14 protein-coding genes are annotated in these 15,905 nt (G+C 71.8%); 8 read left to right on the top strand and 6 right to left on the bottom strand.

Going from position 1 to position 15,905, the window contains the following annotated elements; translation table 11 throughout:
• Positions 1–55 precede the first annotated feature (55 nt).
• Positions 56–2,335, bottom strand: a complete 2,280-nt coding sequence (glgX, locus tag ACGFR7_RS18895; RefSeq protein ID WP_393320103.1) for a glycogen debranching protein GlgX — start codon at positions 2,333–2,335, stop codon at positions 56–58.
• 245 nt (positions 2,336–2,580) lie between these two features.
• Here glgX and ACGFR7_RS18890 point away from each other — a divergent pair, with 245 nt between their 5' ends.
• The 7 genes from ACGFR7_RS18890 (at position 2,581) to ACGFR7_RS18860 (ending at position 9,655) form a co-directional block, all read left to right on the top strand.
• Complete coding sequence (locus tag ACGFR7_RS18890) at positions 2,581–3,891, top strand: Ig-like domain-containing protein (RefSeq protein WP_393320100.1); 1,311 nt, start codon at positions 2,581–2,583, stop codon at positions 3,889–3,891.
• Between the two features lie 183 nt (positions 3,892–4,074).
• The gene (locus ACGFR7_RS18885) at positions 4,075–5,310 is read left to right on the top strand and encodes an Ig-like domain-containing protein (protein WP_393320097.1); all 1,236 of its coding nucleotides are present in this window, start codon (positions 4,075–4,077) and stop codon (positions 5,308–5,310) included.
• A gap of 143 nt (positions 5,311–5,453) precedes the next feature.
• Complete coding sequence (locus ACGFR7_RS18880; RefSeq protein WP_393320094.1) at positions 5,454–6,221, top strand: enoyl-CoA hydratase/isomerase family protein; 768 nt, start codon at positions 5,454–5,456, stop codon at positions 6,219–6,221.
• A gap of 276 nt (positions 6,222–6,497) precedes the next feature.
• A complete protein-coding gene (locus ACGFR7_RS18875; protein WP_393320091.1) occupies positions 6,498–7,025 on the top strand; it encodes an ATP-binding protein in 528 nt (175 codons plus the stop codon).
• 297 nt (positions 7,026–7,322) lie between these two features.
• Positions 7,323–7,862, top strand: a complete 540-nt coding sequence (locus ACGFR7_RS18870; RefSeq protein ID WP_393320088.1) for a hypothetical protein — start codon at positions 7,323–7,325, stop codon at positions 7,860–7,862.
• Positions 7,863–7,919: 57 nt separating this feature from the next.
• Positions 7,920–8,777 (top strand): DsbA family protein, encoded by an 858-nt coding sequence (locus tag ACGFR7_RS18865; RefSeq protein WP_393320086.1) that lies wholly within the window; start codon positions 7,920–7,922, stop codon positions 8,775–8,777.
• On the top strand, positions 8,774–9,655 hold the full coding sequence (locus ACGFR7_RS18860; protein ID WP_393320083.1) for a cytochrome c biogenesis CcdA family protein: 882 nt from the start codon (positions 8,774–8,776) through the stop codon (positions 9,653–9,655). Before ACGFR7_RS18865 ends, ACGFR7_RS18860 begins: the two co-directional genes overlap by 4 nt.
• A gap of 95 nt (positions 9,656–9,750) precedes the next feature.
• On the opposite strand, the gene dgt is transcribed toward ACGFR7_RS18860, so the two are convergent.
• From dgt to ACGFR7_RS18835, 5 genes are all read right to left on the bottom strand, one after another.
• Positions 9,751–11,076, bottom strand: a complete 1,326-nt coding sequence (gene dgt, locus ACGFR7_RS18855) for a dGTP triphosphohydrolase (RefSeq protein WP_393320081.1) — start codon at positions 11,074–11,076, stop codon at positions 9,751–9,753.
• A 202-nt stretch (positions 11,077–11,278) separates the two neighbouring features.
• On the bottom strand, positions 11,279–11,632 hold the full coding sequence (locus ACGFR7_RS18850; RefSeq protein ID WP_393320078.1) for a hypothetical protein: 354 nt from the start codon (positions 11,630–11,632) through the stop codon (positions 11,279–11,281).
• Positions 11,633–11,842: 210 nt separating this feature from the next.
• On the bottom strand, positions 11,843–12,673 hold the full coding sequence (gene nadE, locus ACGFR7_RS18845; RefSeq protein ID WP_393320075.1) for an ammonia-dependent NAD(+) synthetase: 831 nt from the start codon (positions 12,671–12,673) through the stop codon (positions 11,843–11,845).
• A 188-nt stretch (positions 12,674–12,861) separates the two neighbouring features.
• Positions 12,862–13,416, bottom strand: coding sequence for a GH25 family lysozyme (locus ACGFR7_RS18840; protein WP_393320072.1), 555 nt, complete (start codon positions 13,414–13,416; stop codon positions 12,862–12,864).
• Between the two features lie 272 nt (positions 13,417–13,688).
• Entirely contained in the window at positions 13,689–14,909 is a 1,221-nt protein-coding gene (locus ACGFR7_RS18835) for a glycosyltransferase family 4 protein (RefSeq protein WP_393320069.1), read from the bottom strand.
• A 234-nt stretch (positions 14,910–15,143) separates the two neighbouring features.
• Here ACGFR7_RS18835 and ACGFR7_RS18830 point away from each other — a divergent pair, with 234 nt between their 5' ends.
• Positions 15,144–15,905 (top strand): response regulator transcription factor, encoded by a 762-nt coding sequence (locus ACGFR7_RS18830; protein ID WP_393320067.1) that lies wholly within the window; start codon positions 15,144–15,146, stop codon positions 15,903–15,905.

The following is a 15,905-nucleotide window of genomic DNA, read 5'->3' as shown; positions in this document are numbered from 1 at the left end:
GCCACCGCCGCCCCACCACTGTCCATCCATCCGCCCCGCGACCGCCCCAGCCCCCTCAGCCCGGCACGGCCCGGAACAGCACCACCGACCGCCCGGCCAGCGTGAGCGAGCCGCCCGCCGGGTACGGCGGCTGTGCCGTCCCCGGCCGGTCCTCCCCTGCCACCCCCGGCTGGTCCTCCCGTGCCGTGTCGACGAGGAGTTCGTAGGCGCGGGCCCAGGGCGGTCCGGGGAGCGTGAACGGACAGGGCCGGTCGGCGGCGTGGAGCACGGCCAGGAAGCTGTCGTCGACGATGCGGATGCCCCGGGTGTCACGTTGGGAGATGTCGTTCCCGGAGAGGTACATGCCCAGCGTGGCCCCCGGGGTGTACCAGTCCTGTTCGGTCATCTCCGTACCGTCCGCGGTGAACCAGGCGAGGTCGCGCAGACCGCCCTGCTGATGCGGCCGCCCGGAGAAGAACGCCCGGCGGCGGAGCACGGGGTGCGCGCGGCGCAGGGCGATGAGACGGGCGGCGAGGCCGGCCAGCGGGCGCCATTCCGGGTCGTCCAGCAGTGACCAGTCCAGCCAACTGGTCTCGTTGTCCTGGCAGTAGGCGTTGTTGTTGCCGTGCTGGGTGCGGCCCATCTCGTCGCCGGCCACCAGCATCGGCACGCCCGTCGACAGCAGCAGGGTGGTCAGCAGGTTGCGCAGCTGGCGGCGGCGCAGTGCGCGGACCTCCTGGTCGTCGCTCTCGCCCTCGGCGCCGCAGTTCCAGGAGCGGTTGTCACCGGTGCCGTCGCGGTTGCCCTCGCCGTTGTCCGCGTTGCGCTTGTGCTCGTAGGTGACCAGGTCACGGAGGGTGAAGCCGTCGTGGGCGGTGATGAAGTTGACCGAGGCGTAGGGGCGGCGGCCGCCCCAGGCGTAGAGGTCGCTCGATCCGGAAAGCCGGTAGCCCAGGTCCCGGACGTCGTGCTGGGCGCCGCGCCAGAAGTCGCGGACGGTGTCGCGGTAGCGGTCGTTCCACTCCGTCCACAACGGCGGGAAGGCACCGACCTGATAGCCGCCGGAGCCCACGTCCCAGGGCTCGGCGATCAGCTTGACCCGGCGCAGCACCGGGTCCTGGGCGATCACCGCGAGGAACGGCGAGAGCATGTCGACATCGTGCATGGAGCGGGCCAGGGCGGCCGCAAGATCGAAGCGGAAGCCGTCCACGCCCATCTCGGTGACCCAGTAGCGCAGCGAATCGGTGATCAGCCGCAGAACATGGGGCTGGACGACGTGCAGGGTGTTGCCGCAGCCCGTGTAGTCGGTGTAGCGGCGGGCCTCGCCGGCCAGACGGTAGTAGCCGCGGTTGTCGATGCCCCGCAGGGAGAGCGTCGGGCCCAGCTCGCCGGCCTCCGCCGTGTGGTTGTAGACGACGTCGAGGATCACCTCGATGCCCGCGTCGTGCAGCGCCCGCACCATCCGCTTGAACTCACCGACCTGCTGCCCCCGGGTGCCCGTGGCGGCGTATCCGGCGTGGGGCGCGAAGTAGCCGAGGGAGTTGTAGCCCCAGTAGTTGCGCAGCCCCCGGCGCACCAGGTGGTCCTCGTGCGCGAACTGGTGGACGGGCAGCAGCTCGACGGCGGTGACGCCGAGCCGGACCAGGTGCTCCAGCGCCGCGGGGTGCGCGAGCCCCGCATAGGTGCCGCGCAGCCGCTCCGGGATACCGGGATGGCGCATCGTGAAGCCGCGCACATGCAGTTCGTAGAGCACGGAATCCGGCCAGGGCGTCTTGGGCCGGCGGTCGTCCTGCCATTCGTCGACGCCGCCCTCGTCCCCGGTGTCCTCGCCGACCACGACGCCCTTGGGGACGTACGGCGCCGAGTCCCGGTCGTCGCGCACGGTGTCGGCGACCTGCTGCTCCGGCCAGTCACGGACATGGCCGTAGAGCTGGGCCGGCAGCGCCGGCCCCGCGCCGGACGGTTCCGTACGGGTGCCGAAGTCGCCGTCCACGGCCCTGGCATACGGGTCCAGCAGCAGCTTCGCCGGATTCCAGCGGGCGCCGCTCCAGGGATCCCAGCGGCCGTGCACCCGGTAGCCATAACGCTGGCCGGGGTGGACACCGGGCAGAAAGCCGTGCCAGATCTCATGGGTGAGCTCGGTCAGCGCATGGCGCGTCTCGCGCTCCGCGTCGTCGAAGAGACACAGTTCCACGGCCTCGGCGCCGCCCGCCCACAGGGCGAAGTTGGTGCCGGCGATGCCGTCGGGGCCGGTGCGATAGCGGGCGCCCAGTGGTGTGGGGCTGCCGGGGCGGATATCCGCGGGTCGGGCGAGTGGTTCATCCGCCACCGCCTCCTGCTCGGGTGCGCTCGACACGTGCCGGCCTCCTGCGGCTCATGGCTCGGTCGGGCGGCGGGCCCCCGGCACGGGGTACCTCCCGGCGTCCACCGGGAGAGTCCGGCCGTGCAGGTGTCCCCCGCCCTCCCCGTTGTTCTTCCCGCAACCAGGCGTTGCCTCACGCTTCCCGCGACGGAGGCTCATCGGTCTGCCCCGCAGTGCCCGTGACATCCCGTTACGCGGTATACCTCCTAACCTGGGCATCATCCGTCACAATTCGGTATATGACCGCCCATCAGCAGAACCGAGCAGGGGACCGAGCGAAGAGCCGTGCGGACGTCCGTGTGCGGGGCCGGGTGCCGGACCGGGGCCGGACGGGCGGGGGAGCGGCGGTGCGGGCGGCCCGCCGGGTCCGCGTCGTCCTCGCCGCCGCGGCCGGGCTCGCCGGGGCGGTGGCGCTGGCCGGCTGCGGGGACGCCGAGGGGTTCGTCGTCGGCAAACCGCGCTCCCCGGGGGCGGCGATCAGGGTCGTCCCGCACGACGGGGCGCACGGTGTACGGGCCGACGGGCGTTTCGAGGTCCGGGTGCCCGAGGGGCGGCTGGAGCGGGTCGAGGTCAGCCGGACCGGTGGCGCCGGCCGGCAGCCCGTCGCCGGGCGGATCACCCCGGACGGTATGACCTGGCGTCCGGCGGCCGGGCGCCTCCAACCCGGCGCGAAGTACACCGTCGACGCGGTGGCGCTGGACGGCGCGGGCCGGCGCTCGGCCCGCCACACCACCTTCACCACCGCCGTGCCCGTCCGCCGCTTCACCGCCCACTTCTCGCCGCAGGGCGACGCCACGGTCGGCACCGGCCTGATCTTCTCGCTGGTCTTCAACCGGCCGGTCGCCGACCGCGCGGCCGTCGAACGCGCGGTCAGGGTCAGCGCCCGGCCGGCCGTCGAGATCGCCGCCCACTGGTTCGGCCACCGCCGGCTGGACTTCCGGCCCCGGGAGCGCTGGCGGCCGGGCACCGTGATCACCGTGGACCTGCGGCTGCGCGGCGTGAAGGCCGGGCCGGGCGCCTACGGGACGCAGCGCCGGACCGTCCGCTACCGGGTGGGCCGGGATCAGGTCAGCGTCATCGATGCCGCCCGGCACACCATGACGGTGCGCCAGGGCGGCCGGGTGGTGGCGGTGCTTCCGGTTACCGCGGGCAACGACGCGAACCCCACCTACAACGGGAGGATGGTGATCCTGGAGCGGCAGTCAGTGACGCGGATGGACGGCGACACCGTCGGCTTCGGCGCCGAGTACGACATCCCGGACGTGCCGCACGCCATGCGGCTCACCAGGTCGGGGACCTTCCTGCACGGCAATTACTGGGCGCCGCCCGAGGTCTTCGGCGGTCTCAACACCAGTCACGGCTGCGTCGGGCTGAAGGACATCAAGGGCGGCGGACCCCACACCCCGGCCGGCTGGTTCTTCGGCCACTCGATCGTCGGCGACACCGTCGTGGTGGAGCACTCCCCGGAGCGTACGGTCGCGCCGGACAACGGCCTCGGCGGCTGGAACATGACCTGGGAGCTGTGGCGGGCCGGGTCCGCGCGGGGCTGACCGGCGGGCGTCCCTGCGGCCGTCCGCCCCCTGCCTCCGCACCACCCCCGCAGTTGGGACTAAACGGTGACGTTCACGGGGAGTTCACTGTCACCGCGGTGTGGTTATCTAACGGCGAGCGCGCGGCTGTCCGCGTCCGCGCGCGCGGGGATCGCGGGCCGTGCGAGGGGGAAGGGGCCAGTCGTGAACGTCCAGCCGAATTCGGGGGTGCCGGCTCGCCGGCGTCGGTGGCCGGTCAGGGGCGGGGGTGCGCCGGCCCTGCTGGTCGGCGCGATGCTGCTGCTGGTGACCGCATGCGGCGGTGACGTCGATGACGACAAACCGGCCGGCAAGGCGGGGGAGAAGGATGCCTCGCAGGCGGCCGTGACGATAGCGCCCAAGGACGGCGCGCATGACGTCGCCACCAGCGGCGCGCTGAAGGTGACCGCCCGGAAGGGCAGGCTCAAGTCCGTCAAGGTCAAGGACGGCAAGGGCAACGAGGTCGACGGGAAGACAGCGGGCAGCGGCGCTCTGTGGCAGCCGAGCGGCCATCTGGGCGCCTCGACGGAGTACACCGTCGACGCCATAGCGGTGGACGGCAAGGGCCGGGAGGCCGCCGAGCACTCCAGCTTCACCACCCTCGTCCCGAAGAACACCTTCGTCGGCCAGTACACCCCCGAGAACGGCCAGCAGGTCGGCGTCGGTATGCCGGTCTCGATCCACTTCACCCGCGGTATCACCGACCCCGAGGCCGTCGAGGACGCCATCAAGGTCAGCGCGAAGCCGTCGGTCCCCATCGAGGGCCACTGGTTCGGCAACGACCGGCTCGACTTCCGCCCCGAGAAGTACTGGGCGGCCGGCACCAAGGTCACCCTCAAGCTCGACCTCAACGGCGTCGAGGGCCGGCCCGGGGTCTACGGCACCCAGGCCAAGGAGGTCTCCTTCACCGTCGGCCGCAGCCAGGTCAGCACGGTCGACGCCGAGTCGAAGAAGATGACCGTGGTCCGCGACGGCAAGAAGATCAAGACCATCCCGATCACCTCGGGCGGGCCGGGCACCGAGACGTACAACGGCAAGATGGTGATCAGCGAGAAGCACCTGGTGACGCGGATGAACGGTGACACCGTCGGCTTCGGCGGCGAGTACGACATCAAGGACGTCCCGCATGCGATGCGGCTGAGCACCTCCGGCACGTTCATCCACGGCAACTACTGGTCGGGCCGCGCGACGTTCGGCACCCGCAACGCCAGCCACGGCTGTGTGGGCCTCTTCGACCAGCGCGGTGGCGGTGACAGCTCCACCCCGGCGGCGTGGTTCTTCCGCAACTCCGTCGTCGGCGATGTGGTCATCGTCAAGAACTCCCACGACGAAACGATCCAGCCGGACAACGGCTTCAGCGACTGGAACCTCTCCTGGGAGAAGTGGAAGGCCCGCCAGTAGGCCCACGAGCAGGCCCGCCGGCGGACCCGCCCGCAGGGGCATCGGTGGCCCCGGCAGCAGGGCGGCCGGCAGACGACCGGGCCCGGCGCACTGTGACGCAGTGCACCGGGCCCGATGTCGTTAACGCGTACTAACCTTCCCGCATGACTGTGAATCTCGAGGTCGCCGACGGCGTCGGCACCATCCGCCTGGACCGTCCCCCGATGAACGCACTGGACATCGCCACCCAGGACCGGCTGCGCGAGCTGGCCGAGGAGGTCACCCGCCGCGACGATGTGCGCGCCGTCGTCGTCTGGGGCGGCGAGAAGGTGTTCGCGGCCGGCGCGGACATCAAGGAAATGCAGGCCATGGACCACCCGGCCATGGTGGTGCGCTCCAAGGCCCTGCAGGACTCGTTCACCGCCGTGGCCCGGATCCCCAAGCCGGTGGTCGCCGCGGTCACCGGCTACGCGCTGGGCGGGGGCTGCGAGTTGGCGCTCTGTGCCGACTTCCGGATCGCGGGCGACAACGCCAAGCTCGGCCAGCCGGAGATTTTGCTGGGCCTCATCCCCGGGGCCGGCGGCACCCAGCGGCTGGCGCGGCTGGTGGGCCCGTCCAAGGCCAAGGACCTGATCTTCACCGGCCGTCATGTGAAGGCCGACGAGGCCCTTGCGCTCGGCCTGGTCGACCGGGTGGTGCCGGCCGCGGAGGTCTACGAGCGGGCGCACGCCTGGGCGGCACGGCTTGCGGCCGGTCCCGCGCTGGCGCTGCGGGCCGCCAAGGAATCCGTCGACGCGGGCCTGGAGACCGACATCGACACCGGCCTGACGATCGAACGCAACTGGTTCGCGGGGCTGTTCGCGACCGAGGACCGGGAGACCGGCATGCGCAGCTTCGTCGAGGAAGGGCCGGGCAAGGCCAAGTTCCTCTGAAACGACTGTTGTTGGCGGTGCTGGTGAGGTTTGGGCCGGGTGCAATGCCTCGTGTGGGCGAACGGAGGAAGGCTTAATTGCACCTTAAGGCAACCTTGTTGAGGTGGCCGGCCGCTTCCTCGTGGGCCCGGCGTCCTGGCAGGTCAGCCGGGGTGCGCCGGATCCTTAACTGCCGTTGGCATATGTCTGGCCGGAGGGCTGGAACCGACGATTCCGGACAATCGATTCCGTCGGTTCCGCTCCCCTGGACGCCGTGCAACGGCCATGATGGGTGGCATGGCGGGCCTCGAAGGAATGGAGCAGCCGCGGCCGCGGAGCGATCCGGGCGCCGCGCGATGGGGCGTCCCCGGTCCGGACGCAGACACCGCACCGGCCCCTCGCGCACCGGTCTTTGCGGCATCCGATCCGGTCGGCGACCCGGCTCTCGGAGAGGTGCGGCTGCCCTCACGCCCCCAGTCCGCCGGTATCGCCCGCCGGCTGACCGCCGCCGTACTCCTCAGACAGTGGTCCCTGACGCCCCAGCTCGCCGAGCACGCCGTGTTGCTGGTGTCCGAGCTCGTCGGCAACGCCGTGCGGCACACCGGCGCCCGCACGTTCGGGCTGCGGATGCTCCGCCGCCGCGGCTGGATCCGGATCGAGGTGCGTGACCCGTCGCGCGGCCTGCCCTGCCTGATGCCGGTCCAGGAGATGGACATCAGCGGCCGCGGCCTCTTCCTCGTCGACAAGCTCTCCGACCGCTGGGGGGTGGATCTGCTGCCCCGCGGCAAGACCACCTGGTTCGAGATGCGGATCGCCGACCGCTGACGGCCGGTTTGCCCACGACCGGGGCCGGCGCCGCGCGGTCCGGCCCCGGCCCTGTCCGGCCGGGCCCGCCTTGCCCCGCCTCGCCCTGGCCCGCCTCGCCCCGGTCCAGCTTGCTCCTGCCCGGCTTGTCCCTGCTGACCGTGCCCGACGGTACTTGTGTCCTGACGGTCCCTGCGCCCCGACGGCCCCTGTGTCCCACGGCCCTGAGGTCCGCTCCGGTCAGTGCTCCGCTCGCGCGATGACGATCCGTAGGATGGGATATTCATGTTCGCGACCAGGCCCGGAGAGGAGGGCGACATGCACCACGCGCGCCGCTCGGCCACGCTGACGCTGCTGCTCCTCCTCGCCGTCACCTTCGGGCCGCTGCTGTGCCGCATCGGCGGTGACCAGGCCTGGCTGGCAGGCCGGGCGGCAGCGGCCACCGCTGCCTGGAGGACCGGCGGCGCGACGGCGGCTTCCCCGGCGGCGGCGAGCCAGGCCGCGAGCCCGGCGGACGGGGACGCATCAGCGGACGGGGACGCATCCGCGGACGGCGCATCCGCGGACGGGGACGCACCGGCGCTGCCGTCTGCCGCCCTCGGCGGCCCGCGGCTCGACCCCGGTGCCCCGATCGCCGTGGCCCATGCGCCCAAGAAGTGCTCGGGCCGCCATGCGCCGGGGCCCGCGGAGTCCGCCCCGCTGCCCACACCGCACCGTGGTGAGCCCCTGGCCCCCGCCACCACCGGCCCGGGCCCGCTCGCCGCGGATCTGCCCGCGCAGTGCGCGCTCGCCCGGCCACCGACCGACAGCGCGCCCGCCCGCGACCGCACCCCGCTCCTGCCCGTACTGCGGATATAGGCCGCTGCCCCGACGCACACGGCCTGACTTTCCCCTCCGTACGTCTGGAGCTTCCGCATGCCTGTTTCCGCCTCTCCCACCCGCAAACTGGCCGCCATCGGCGCGGTCATCGCCCTCGTCGTGGCCGTCATCGCCATCGGGGTCGCCGTCGGCAAGTCCGTCGAGGGCGACCGCGGCACCGGCCGCAGCAACGCCCCCGAGGCCGCCGCCTCCGACGCGCCCGAGGAGGACCCCGCACAGCAGAAGACGTTCGATGACCTCGCCAAGCGGACCACCCGGCGCGAGGACGGCGATCCGCTGGCCGTCGGCAGGAAGGACGCCCCGGTGGTCCTGGTCGAATACGCCGATTACCAGTGCTCGTTCTGCGGCCGCTTCACCCGCGAGACCCAGCCCGGACTGATCAAGAAGTTCGTCAACGCGGGTACCCTGCGCATCGAATTCCGCAACTTCACCGTCTTCGGCGCCGACTCCGAGCGGGCCGCCCGTGCCTCCTGGGCCGCCGGGCAGCAGGGCAAGTTCTGGCAGCTCCACGACACGCTGTACGCCAAGACCCGTAAGGGCAAGGCGCTCGCCGAGGACAAGCTCGTCGAGCTGGCCCGCAGCAGCGGTGTGGCCGATATCGACAAGTTCCGTGCGGACATGAAGAGCGAGGACGCCGAGCGGGCGCTGAAGAAGGACCAGGCCGAGGGCTACCAGCTCGGAGTGCAGTCCACGCCGTCCTTCCTCATCAACGGCCGGCCGGTCGCCGGGGCCCAGCCCGCCGAGGTCTTCGCCCAGGGCATCAAGGACGCCGCGGCGCGGGCGGACAAGAAGGGGCCGGCGGACAAGAACGGGTCGAAGGCGAAGGACGGGTCGACGGGCAAGAGCGGGTCGACGGCGAAGGACGGACCGGCGGCCAAGGGGGCCGGGGAATGAACGACATCGGCTACCTCGCGGCGTTCCTGGGCGGTGCGCTGGCGCTGCTCAGCCCGTGCAGCGCACTGCTGCTGCCCGCGTTCTTCGCGTACTCCCTCTCGACGCCCGGCCGGCTGGTGGCCCGTACCGGGGTGTTCTACCTGGGGCTGGCCACGACGCTGGTCCCGCTCGGCGCGGCCAGTACGGTGGCCAGCCGGCTGTTCAACGGCCACCGCGATCTGCTGATCGCCGTCGGCGGCTGGGTCGTCATCGCGATGGGGCTGGCCCAGATCCTCGGCCTGGGCTTCGCCTCCCGGCGCGCCCAGGCGGCCGCGGCGAGGATCACCCCGCGGTCGGCCGTCTCCACCTTTCTGCTCGGCTGCGTCTACGGGCTCGCCGGCTTCTGCGCGGGCCCGATTCTCGGCGCGGTGCTGACGGTGACGGCGGTCAGCGGCTCACCGGTGTACGGCGCCTCGATGCTCGCCGTCTACGCACTGGGCATGGCACTGCCGCTGTTCGTGCTGGCGCTGTTGTGGGACCGCTGCAAACTCGGTACCCGGAAATGGCTGCGGGGCCGTGAATTCGCCCTCGGAAAGCTGCGGCTGCACACCACCTCGGTGCTGTCCGGGGTGTTCTTCATCGGTATCGGCGTGCTGTTCCTGCGCTTCAACGGGACCAGTGCGCTGCCCGGCATCCTCGACGCGGATGACGAATTCCGGGCCGAGGAATGGGCGGCGCGGATCGGGAACGCCGTACCGGACTACGCACTGATCGCGGTGGCCGCGCTGATCGTCGCCGCGGTGCTCGGCCGTATCGCGCTACGGCCGGAGAAGAAGCCGCATGACGGAGCCGACCCTTCGGCGGCCGGGGCACAACGGCCACGGGAAGGGGCGGAGTAGCGGCGGAGTGCCGGTGGCGGGGCCGGAGGGCCGGGCCGTTGTGGAACGGCACCGGACTCCGGCCCCCGGGCGGCCCCCGGGGCTCACCTGCTCTCTCACAGCCACACGTTGTCGTTGACCGATCCCAGGCCGGTGCCGGACAGCCGCCGGTGCAGGGCCAGCGCCTGGTCCTCGGTCAGCGAGGCCACATGGTCCGCACAGGCACGCAGCCGGTCGCCGTGCAGTGCCAGCTCCTCGGCGCGGTCCGGCGGCAGCAGCTCGGGTGCGTCATGGGTCCAGCGCAGCAGCTCGCTCACCACCCGCCGCTTGCCGTGCTGCTGGGTGGCCAGCGCGGGGCGGTCGATGACGTAGCACCACACCAGCTCCTTGAGCAGATCGCAGGCGGCCCGCCGCTCCGGCGGGATCACCAGCCGCGCGCCGTAGCGGATCGCCGCCTCGCCGCCCACCTCCAGCTCGATCCCGCGGGTGAAGTACGAGATCAGATCGGAGGTGCGGCGATTGACCGCGACCGCGTCCTCATGGCTGCCGCTGTACGGAGCGGGCACCGCCAGCCGCTTGCCGATGTCCGCCATCATCACCAGCGCCGCGTCGCGGTCGAAGGGCTCGCCCTCGCGCGCCCGCTTGGCCTGCACGTAGTCCAGGAAGCGGCGGATCTCCCGCTCGGTGTCGGCGCCCGCCGCCCCGTCCGGCGGGAACAGCGCGGCCAGCGGAATCAGGCCCGTACGGTAGAAGTCCTCCACGTCGTGGCAGGCGTAGGTGACATCGTCCGCCCAGTCCATGACCTGCTCCTCCACCGGTACGGCGGTGTCCGTACGGCCGGCCCGCACCCAGGAGAACGCCTCCCGGTCGGCGACGTACACCCCCCACTTCACATGCCGCGCCGGGTCCTGGTCGACGGGCGCCCGCTCCCACGGGTATTTGGTGGCGGCGTCCAGGCAGGCGCGGGTCAGGTGCAGTCCGCGATGGCCCGGGTACTTGTGGGCGGCGAGGAAGGTCAGCACCCGCAGGGTCTGCGCATTGCCCTCGAAGCTGTCCAGCACACCGTCGGCGAAGTGCAGCTCGTCCATGGTGGCGCGCAGCGCCAGCTCACCCGCGTGCCCGAAGGGCGGGTGGCCGATGTCGTGGGCCATGCACGCCGCCTCGACGAGCGCCGGATTGGGCCCGCCGTACCGGCGCTCCAGCCGCTCCGCCATCCGCCGGCCGAGCTGCGCCACCTTCATGGAGTGGGTCAGCCGGGTGTGGTACGCGCCCAGCTCGGCGCTCGCCACCACCTGGCTCTTGCCGGCCAGCGCCCGCCACTGGGTCGAATACAGGATCCGGTCGACGTCGTGCTCGAAGCCGGACCGCTGCCCGTCGTCGGGCACCCGTCGCCGGAGGGAGTGCTGCTCTAGGTCCTCATCGCTGTATGTGGCAGGTCGCATGCGCGGATGGTAGCCCTGCCCCGCCGGACGGGAGCCGGCCGGTGGTCCGGGGACCCGCGTCACCGACCTGCCCGGACAGCACACCTGGGGGAGGCGCCCCCAAGGACCGAAGACGGCAGGCAGCAGGCAGCAGGCGGCAGACGGCAGGCAGCAGGCAGCAGGCAGCAGGCGGCAGGCAGCAGACGGCAGGCGCCAGACAGCTCTAGGCGCTCAGCCGGCGCCGCCAGCGTGGATGCGGATGGGGACGCGGGCGGGCGTGCGCCGGGTGGGCGTCCGCCCGGCGCCGGCGGTCGTTGCAGAGCAGGCACTTGCCGTAGCCCGGCGGAAGCGGATCTTCCGGGTCGCCGTACAACGGGTCGACCGCGCCGTGGGGATGTATGGCGCAGCCGGTCGGGCCGGTCTCGGCCCCCAGCGAGCCGGCAGCGGCCAGTGCTTGCCGGAGGACGTCGACGAGCTGGTCCGCGTCGCGCCGGGTCGGCGCGGACTGCAGGGACGAGGCAAGGTCGGAGGCGGTGGTCAGCGCGGTCTGGAGTTCGCGCAGGTTTGCGTAACCCATGCCTCGGAGCGTAGGCGGACCCACTGACAGTTGATCTTCCGATCGCACTTCGCGGCTTCCCATGGCCGGATGCATGCCCGCTCACGCCCACGATTTAGCACCGGGACGGTGACGGTCCCCTTGCCGGTCCATGACGGGACGGGGAGGGGGACGGGCACGCGCCGGGGCCGGGGAGAACCCCCGGCCACTCCTCAGGCAAGCCCCGCCCCCTCAGGGGGCGATCGGCAGCGCCCGCTTGTGCTCGGTGAGGCGGTAGCGGCGGACGATGGCCTGGGCGGCCGCGGCGTCGACCGGGTTGCCCTCCAGGTAGTCGTCGATCTGGTCGTAGCTCACACCCAGCGCGTCCTCGTCCGGCTTGCCCGGGTCGAGGGTTTCCAGGTCGGCCGTCGGCACCTTGTACACCAGCTCGCCGGGGGCGCCCAGGGCCGCGGACACCGCGCGCACCCGGCGCTTGGTCAGCCCGGTGAGCGGCACCACATCGGCCGCGCCGTCACCGAACTTCGTGAAGAAGCCGGAGACCGCCTCGGCCGCGTGGTCGGTGCCCACGACCAGGCCGTCGTGGGCGCCCGCGACGGCGTACTGCGCGATCATGCGCTGGCGCGCCTTGATGTTGCCCTGGACGAAGTCCTGGTGGTGGGCGTCACGGAAGACGAGCCCGCCGTCCACCGCGGCCTGCAGCGCCGCATCGCTCGCCGGGCGGATGTCGACGGTCAGCTCCCGGTCGGCGCGGATGAACTCCAGCGCCCGCTGCGCGTCCTTCTCGTCCGCCTGGACGCCGTACGGCAGCCGCATCGCGTAGAACGTCGCCTCGTGCCCGGCGGCGCGGGCCCGCTCCACGGCGAGCTGGCAGAGCCGGCCCGTGGTCGTGGAGTCGACGCCGCCGCTGATCCCCAGGACCAGCGAGCGCAGGCCCGTGGAGGTCAGCCGCTCCGTGAGGAAGGCCACCCGGCGCTCGATCTCCTGCTCGGCGTCGAAGGACGCGGTCACCTGGAGATCCCGGGCGATCTCCTGCTGCAGGGCCTTGGACGCCGGGTCGGTCACGGCTGCTCCTCTTGTTCTGGTGCTGCATCGGCTGGTGCTCGTGCTGCGTCCGCGGCGTGTTCTCGTGCCGCGTCGCATGGTGCGGTGACGCGTTGTTCCGGTGCCGGCTACGCAGTGTTCCACTTCGTTCTTCTGCTCTGCGTACGCGCGGTTTCCGGTGGCGCGGAAAGGCGTGCCGACAGCAAATCTTATGCCGGGTGCGCCCACTTCTTGAGGGCGGCCTTGGTCGAGAAGTCCGCGACGTCCTTGTCCAGCGGCTGGTCGGTGTACTGATGAAAGCGCCACTTCGCCTTGATCCGCGGATGTCCGGCGGAGACGTAGTCGGCGATCCACAGGCCGTCGGCCGCGTAGGACGTGGTGTCGTGGTTCAGCCAGAAGTCGCGGTTGCAGTAGAGCAGCACCCGGTGGGTGGGGCGGAGCTTCTTCACCGCGCGCAGGAACTGGTCCTTTTGCGCATTGCTCGCGTAGGTCCCCTCACCGGTGCGCTCCCAGTCGCAGGCGAGGAGGTCGCCCTGGACCGATGCGCATTTCTCGACGAAGTATTCCGCCTGGGCGGCGATATTCCCCGGCCACAGGAAGTGGTAGAAACCCACCACACAGCCCGCTTTACGGGCCTTTGACGCCTGTGCGGACTGGTGCGGATTGATGTAGGAGCGGCCCTCGGTGGCTTTGACGAGAACGAAGTCCAGCCCCTCGGCGGAGTACGAGGTGTTGTAGGAGCTGACATCGACACCATGCAGCATGAACGGCCTCCTGCCGATCGGACCTGCGGATTCGAAGCGTCAACTGCGTGAATCCTCAACTGCGTTGCCGCGGTGCCGGGCCTGCTGCTTCCTCGTGTTTCTGCACTCCCGTGATCAGGTGCTTCTGCGAGCCGGCGTTCCTGCGTGCGAAGCAGTCTCGTTCCAGCAGTTCAGCATGTTTGCCACCGGGGACGCCAGATTGTGGTCGGGAAGTTCCTTGTGCCGCGGTCAAGTTGAGTCCTTGTACCGCGGTCAAGTGAGCTCCCTGTGCTTCAGCGCCGCAGTGCCCGCCGCACCAGCCGCCGGGCGACGGCCCGGGCCCGGGCGAGGGTGCGCCGCCAGGCGCGGGCGGCGCGCGTCGAGTGGAGCTCCTGGAAAAGAAGCTCGTAGCGCTCGGCGATCGGCTCCGGGTCGTACCGGTGCGAGCTCTCCAGCGCGGCCCCGGCCATGTCGCGCCGGCGCTGCGGGTCCTCGATGAGCCGGAGGAGTGCGCCGGCCATCGCCCGGCCGTCGCCGCGCGGCACCAGCAGCCCGTCCGTACCGTCGCGAATGATCTCGCCCGGGCCCAGCGGGCAGTCGGTGCTGACGACGGGAACGCCGCAGCGCATCGCCTCGACGAGGGTCATGCCGAAGGACTCGGCGTCCGAGGCCGAGGCGACGATCGACGCCTTGGCGAACTCCGCCTCTATCGGGGACCGCGGCCCGGTCAGCTCCGCCTGCCCGGTCAGTCCGAGCCCGTCGATCAGCCCCTGGAGCTGTGCGCGCTCGGCGCCGCCGCCGTGTATCCGCAGCCGCCAGTCGGGGTGCTTGGCGGCGACCGCGGAGAACGCCTCGATCAGCAGGTCGAAGCGCTTGCCGCGGACCAGCCGGCCGGCCGCCGCGATCACCTTCGAGGTGCCCTTGGAGGGCGGCCCGTCCGGTGCGGGCACGATGTTCGGCACCGCCAGGACCCGTACGCCCGGCAGCGGCATCCGCGCGCGGTAGACCGCGGCATCCGCCTCGGTGGTGGTGACCAGGGCGTCCAGCGTCCGGTAATGGCGGGCGATTTCGGCCCGGAGCCGCTTGCTGTGGGCGTCGTGGCGCAGGTGTTCCTGGGCGATCCGCAGGGCCCGGCGGGGGCCGAACCGCGCCAGGTAGACATTGATGCCGGGCCGGGTGCCGATCAGCACGTCCGCCTCGGTGGTGCGCAGAAACTCCGCGGCCCGGATGTCGGTCAGCCGGCTGTACTGGTGGTGCCGCTTCTCGGCGAGCGGGAAGTCCTGCGCGGGCTCCCCGAACAGCGGATCGGCCATGTCCTCGCTGCCGACGCGGCTGTCCACCAGCGGCACCAGCCGCACCCGGGGGTCCACGGTGAAGCGCGGGACCTCGCGGTGCCGCAGCATCGAGACGATCTCGACGTCGTGCCGGTCGGCGAGCGCTGCGGCGAGGTTGAAGGTGGTGCGGACGGTGCCGCCGATGGCATAGGCGTTGTGCAGCAGGAGGGTGATCTTCATGCGGTGTGGTGCTCTTCCCGAGATGTGCCGAGTCGTCCGACCGGCCGGTACGCTCGCGGCCGCGTCGTCGCGACCGGCCCGTCCGGCACCGGGCCACCGTGGCGGTAAGGGGTAAGCCGATGGCGTGGCGAGGGTGAGAGCCCGGTAAGAACCACGGGTGAGATCCGGGTAAGAAAGCCACGGCGGGACCGTCCGCCCGACCTCGCACCTCCGGGCCCTTGGCAGACTTGCCGCGTGACCCATTCCGTACTGCTCGCCGAGGACGACCGCCCCATCCGCACCGCGCTGGAGCGTGCCCTGACCCTGGAGGGGTACCAGGTCACCGCCGTCGCCGACGGGATCCAGGCGCTCGCCGCCGCGCACCGTGAGCGGCCCGATGTGATCCTGCTGGACGTGATGATGCCGGGAATCGACGGGCTGCAGGTGTGCCAGGTGCTGCGGGCCGAGCAGGACCGCACCCCGATCCTGATGCTCACCGCGCGGGTCGAGACCGCGGACCGGATCGCCGGTCTGGACGCCGGTGCGGACGACTACGTGGTCAAGCCGTTCGAGGTCGAGGAGGTCTTCGCCCGGCTGCGGGCGCTGCTGCGGCGGACGACGGCGGGGGCGCCGGCGGACGGGGGCGGCGAGGGCGCCGCTGCGACGGACGAGGCCGAGAAGGCCGAGGAGACGTACGACGCGCGGGTGGCGGACAGCGGCGTGGTCGAGGCCGCGGATCTGCGGATCGACGGGCCCTCGCGCCGCGCCTGGCGCGGAGAGCGGGAGCTGGAGCTGACCCGGACCGAATTCGAGCTGCTGGAGCTGCTGGCCCGCAACGCCGGAATCGTCCTGGACCATTCGACGATCTACGACCGGATCTGGGGCTACGACTTCGGTCCCGGTTCGAAGAACCTCGCGGTGTACGTGGGCTATCTGCGGCGCAAGGTCGATGTCCCGGGCAACCGCCCGCTGATCCACACAGTGCGTGGCGTCGGTTACGTGCTGCGGGAGGACTGA

The sequence above is a fragment of the Streptomyces sp. NPDC048516 genome, assembly GCF_043199875.1.
Classification (GTDB): domain Bacteria; phylum Actinomycetota; class Actinomycetes; order Streptomycetales; family Streptomycetaceae; genus Streptomyces.
The sequence above is the reverse complement of the archived record's forward strand: the minus strand, read 5'-3'. Positions and strand labels throughout refer to the sequence as shown.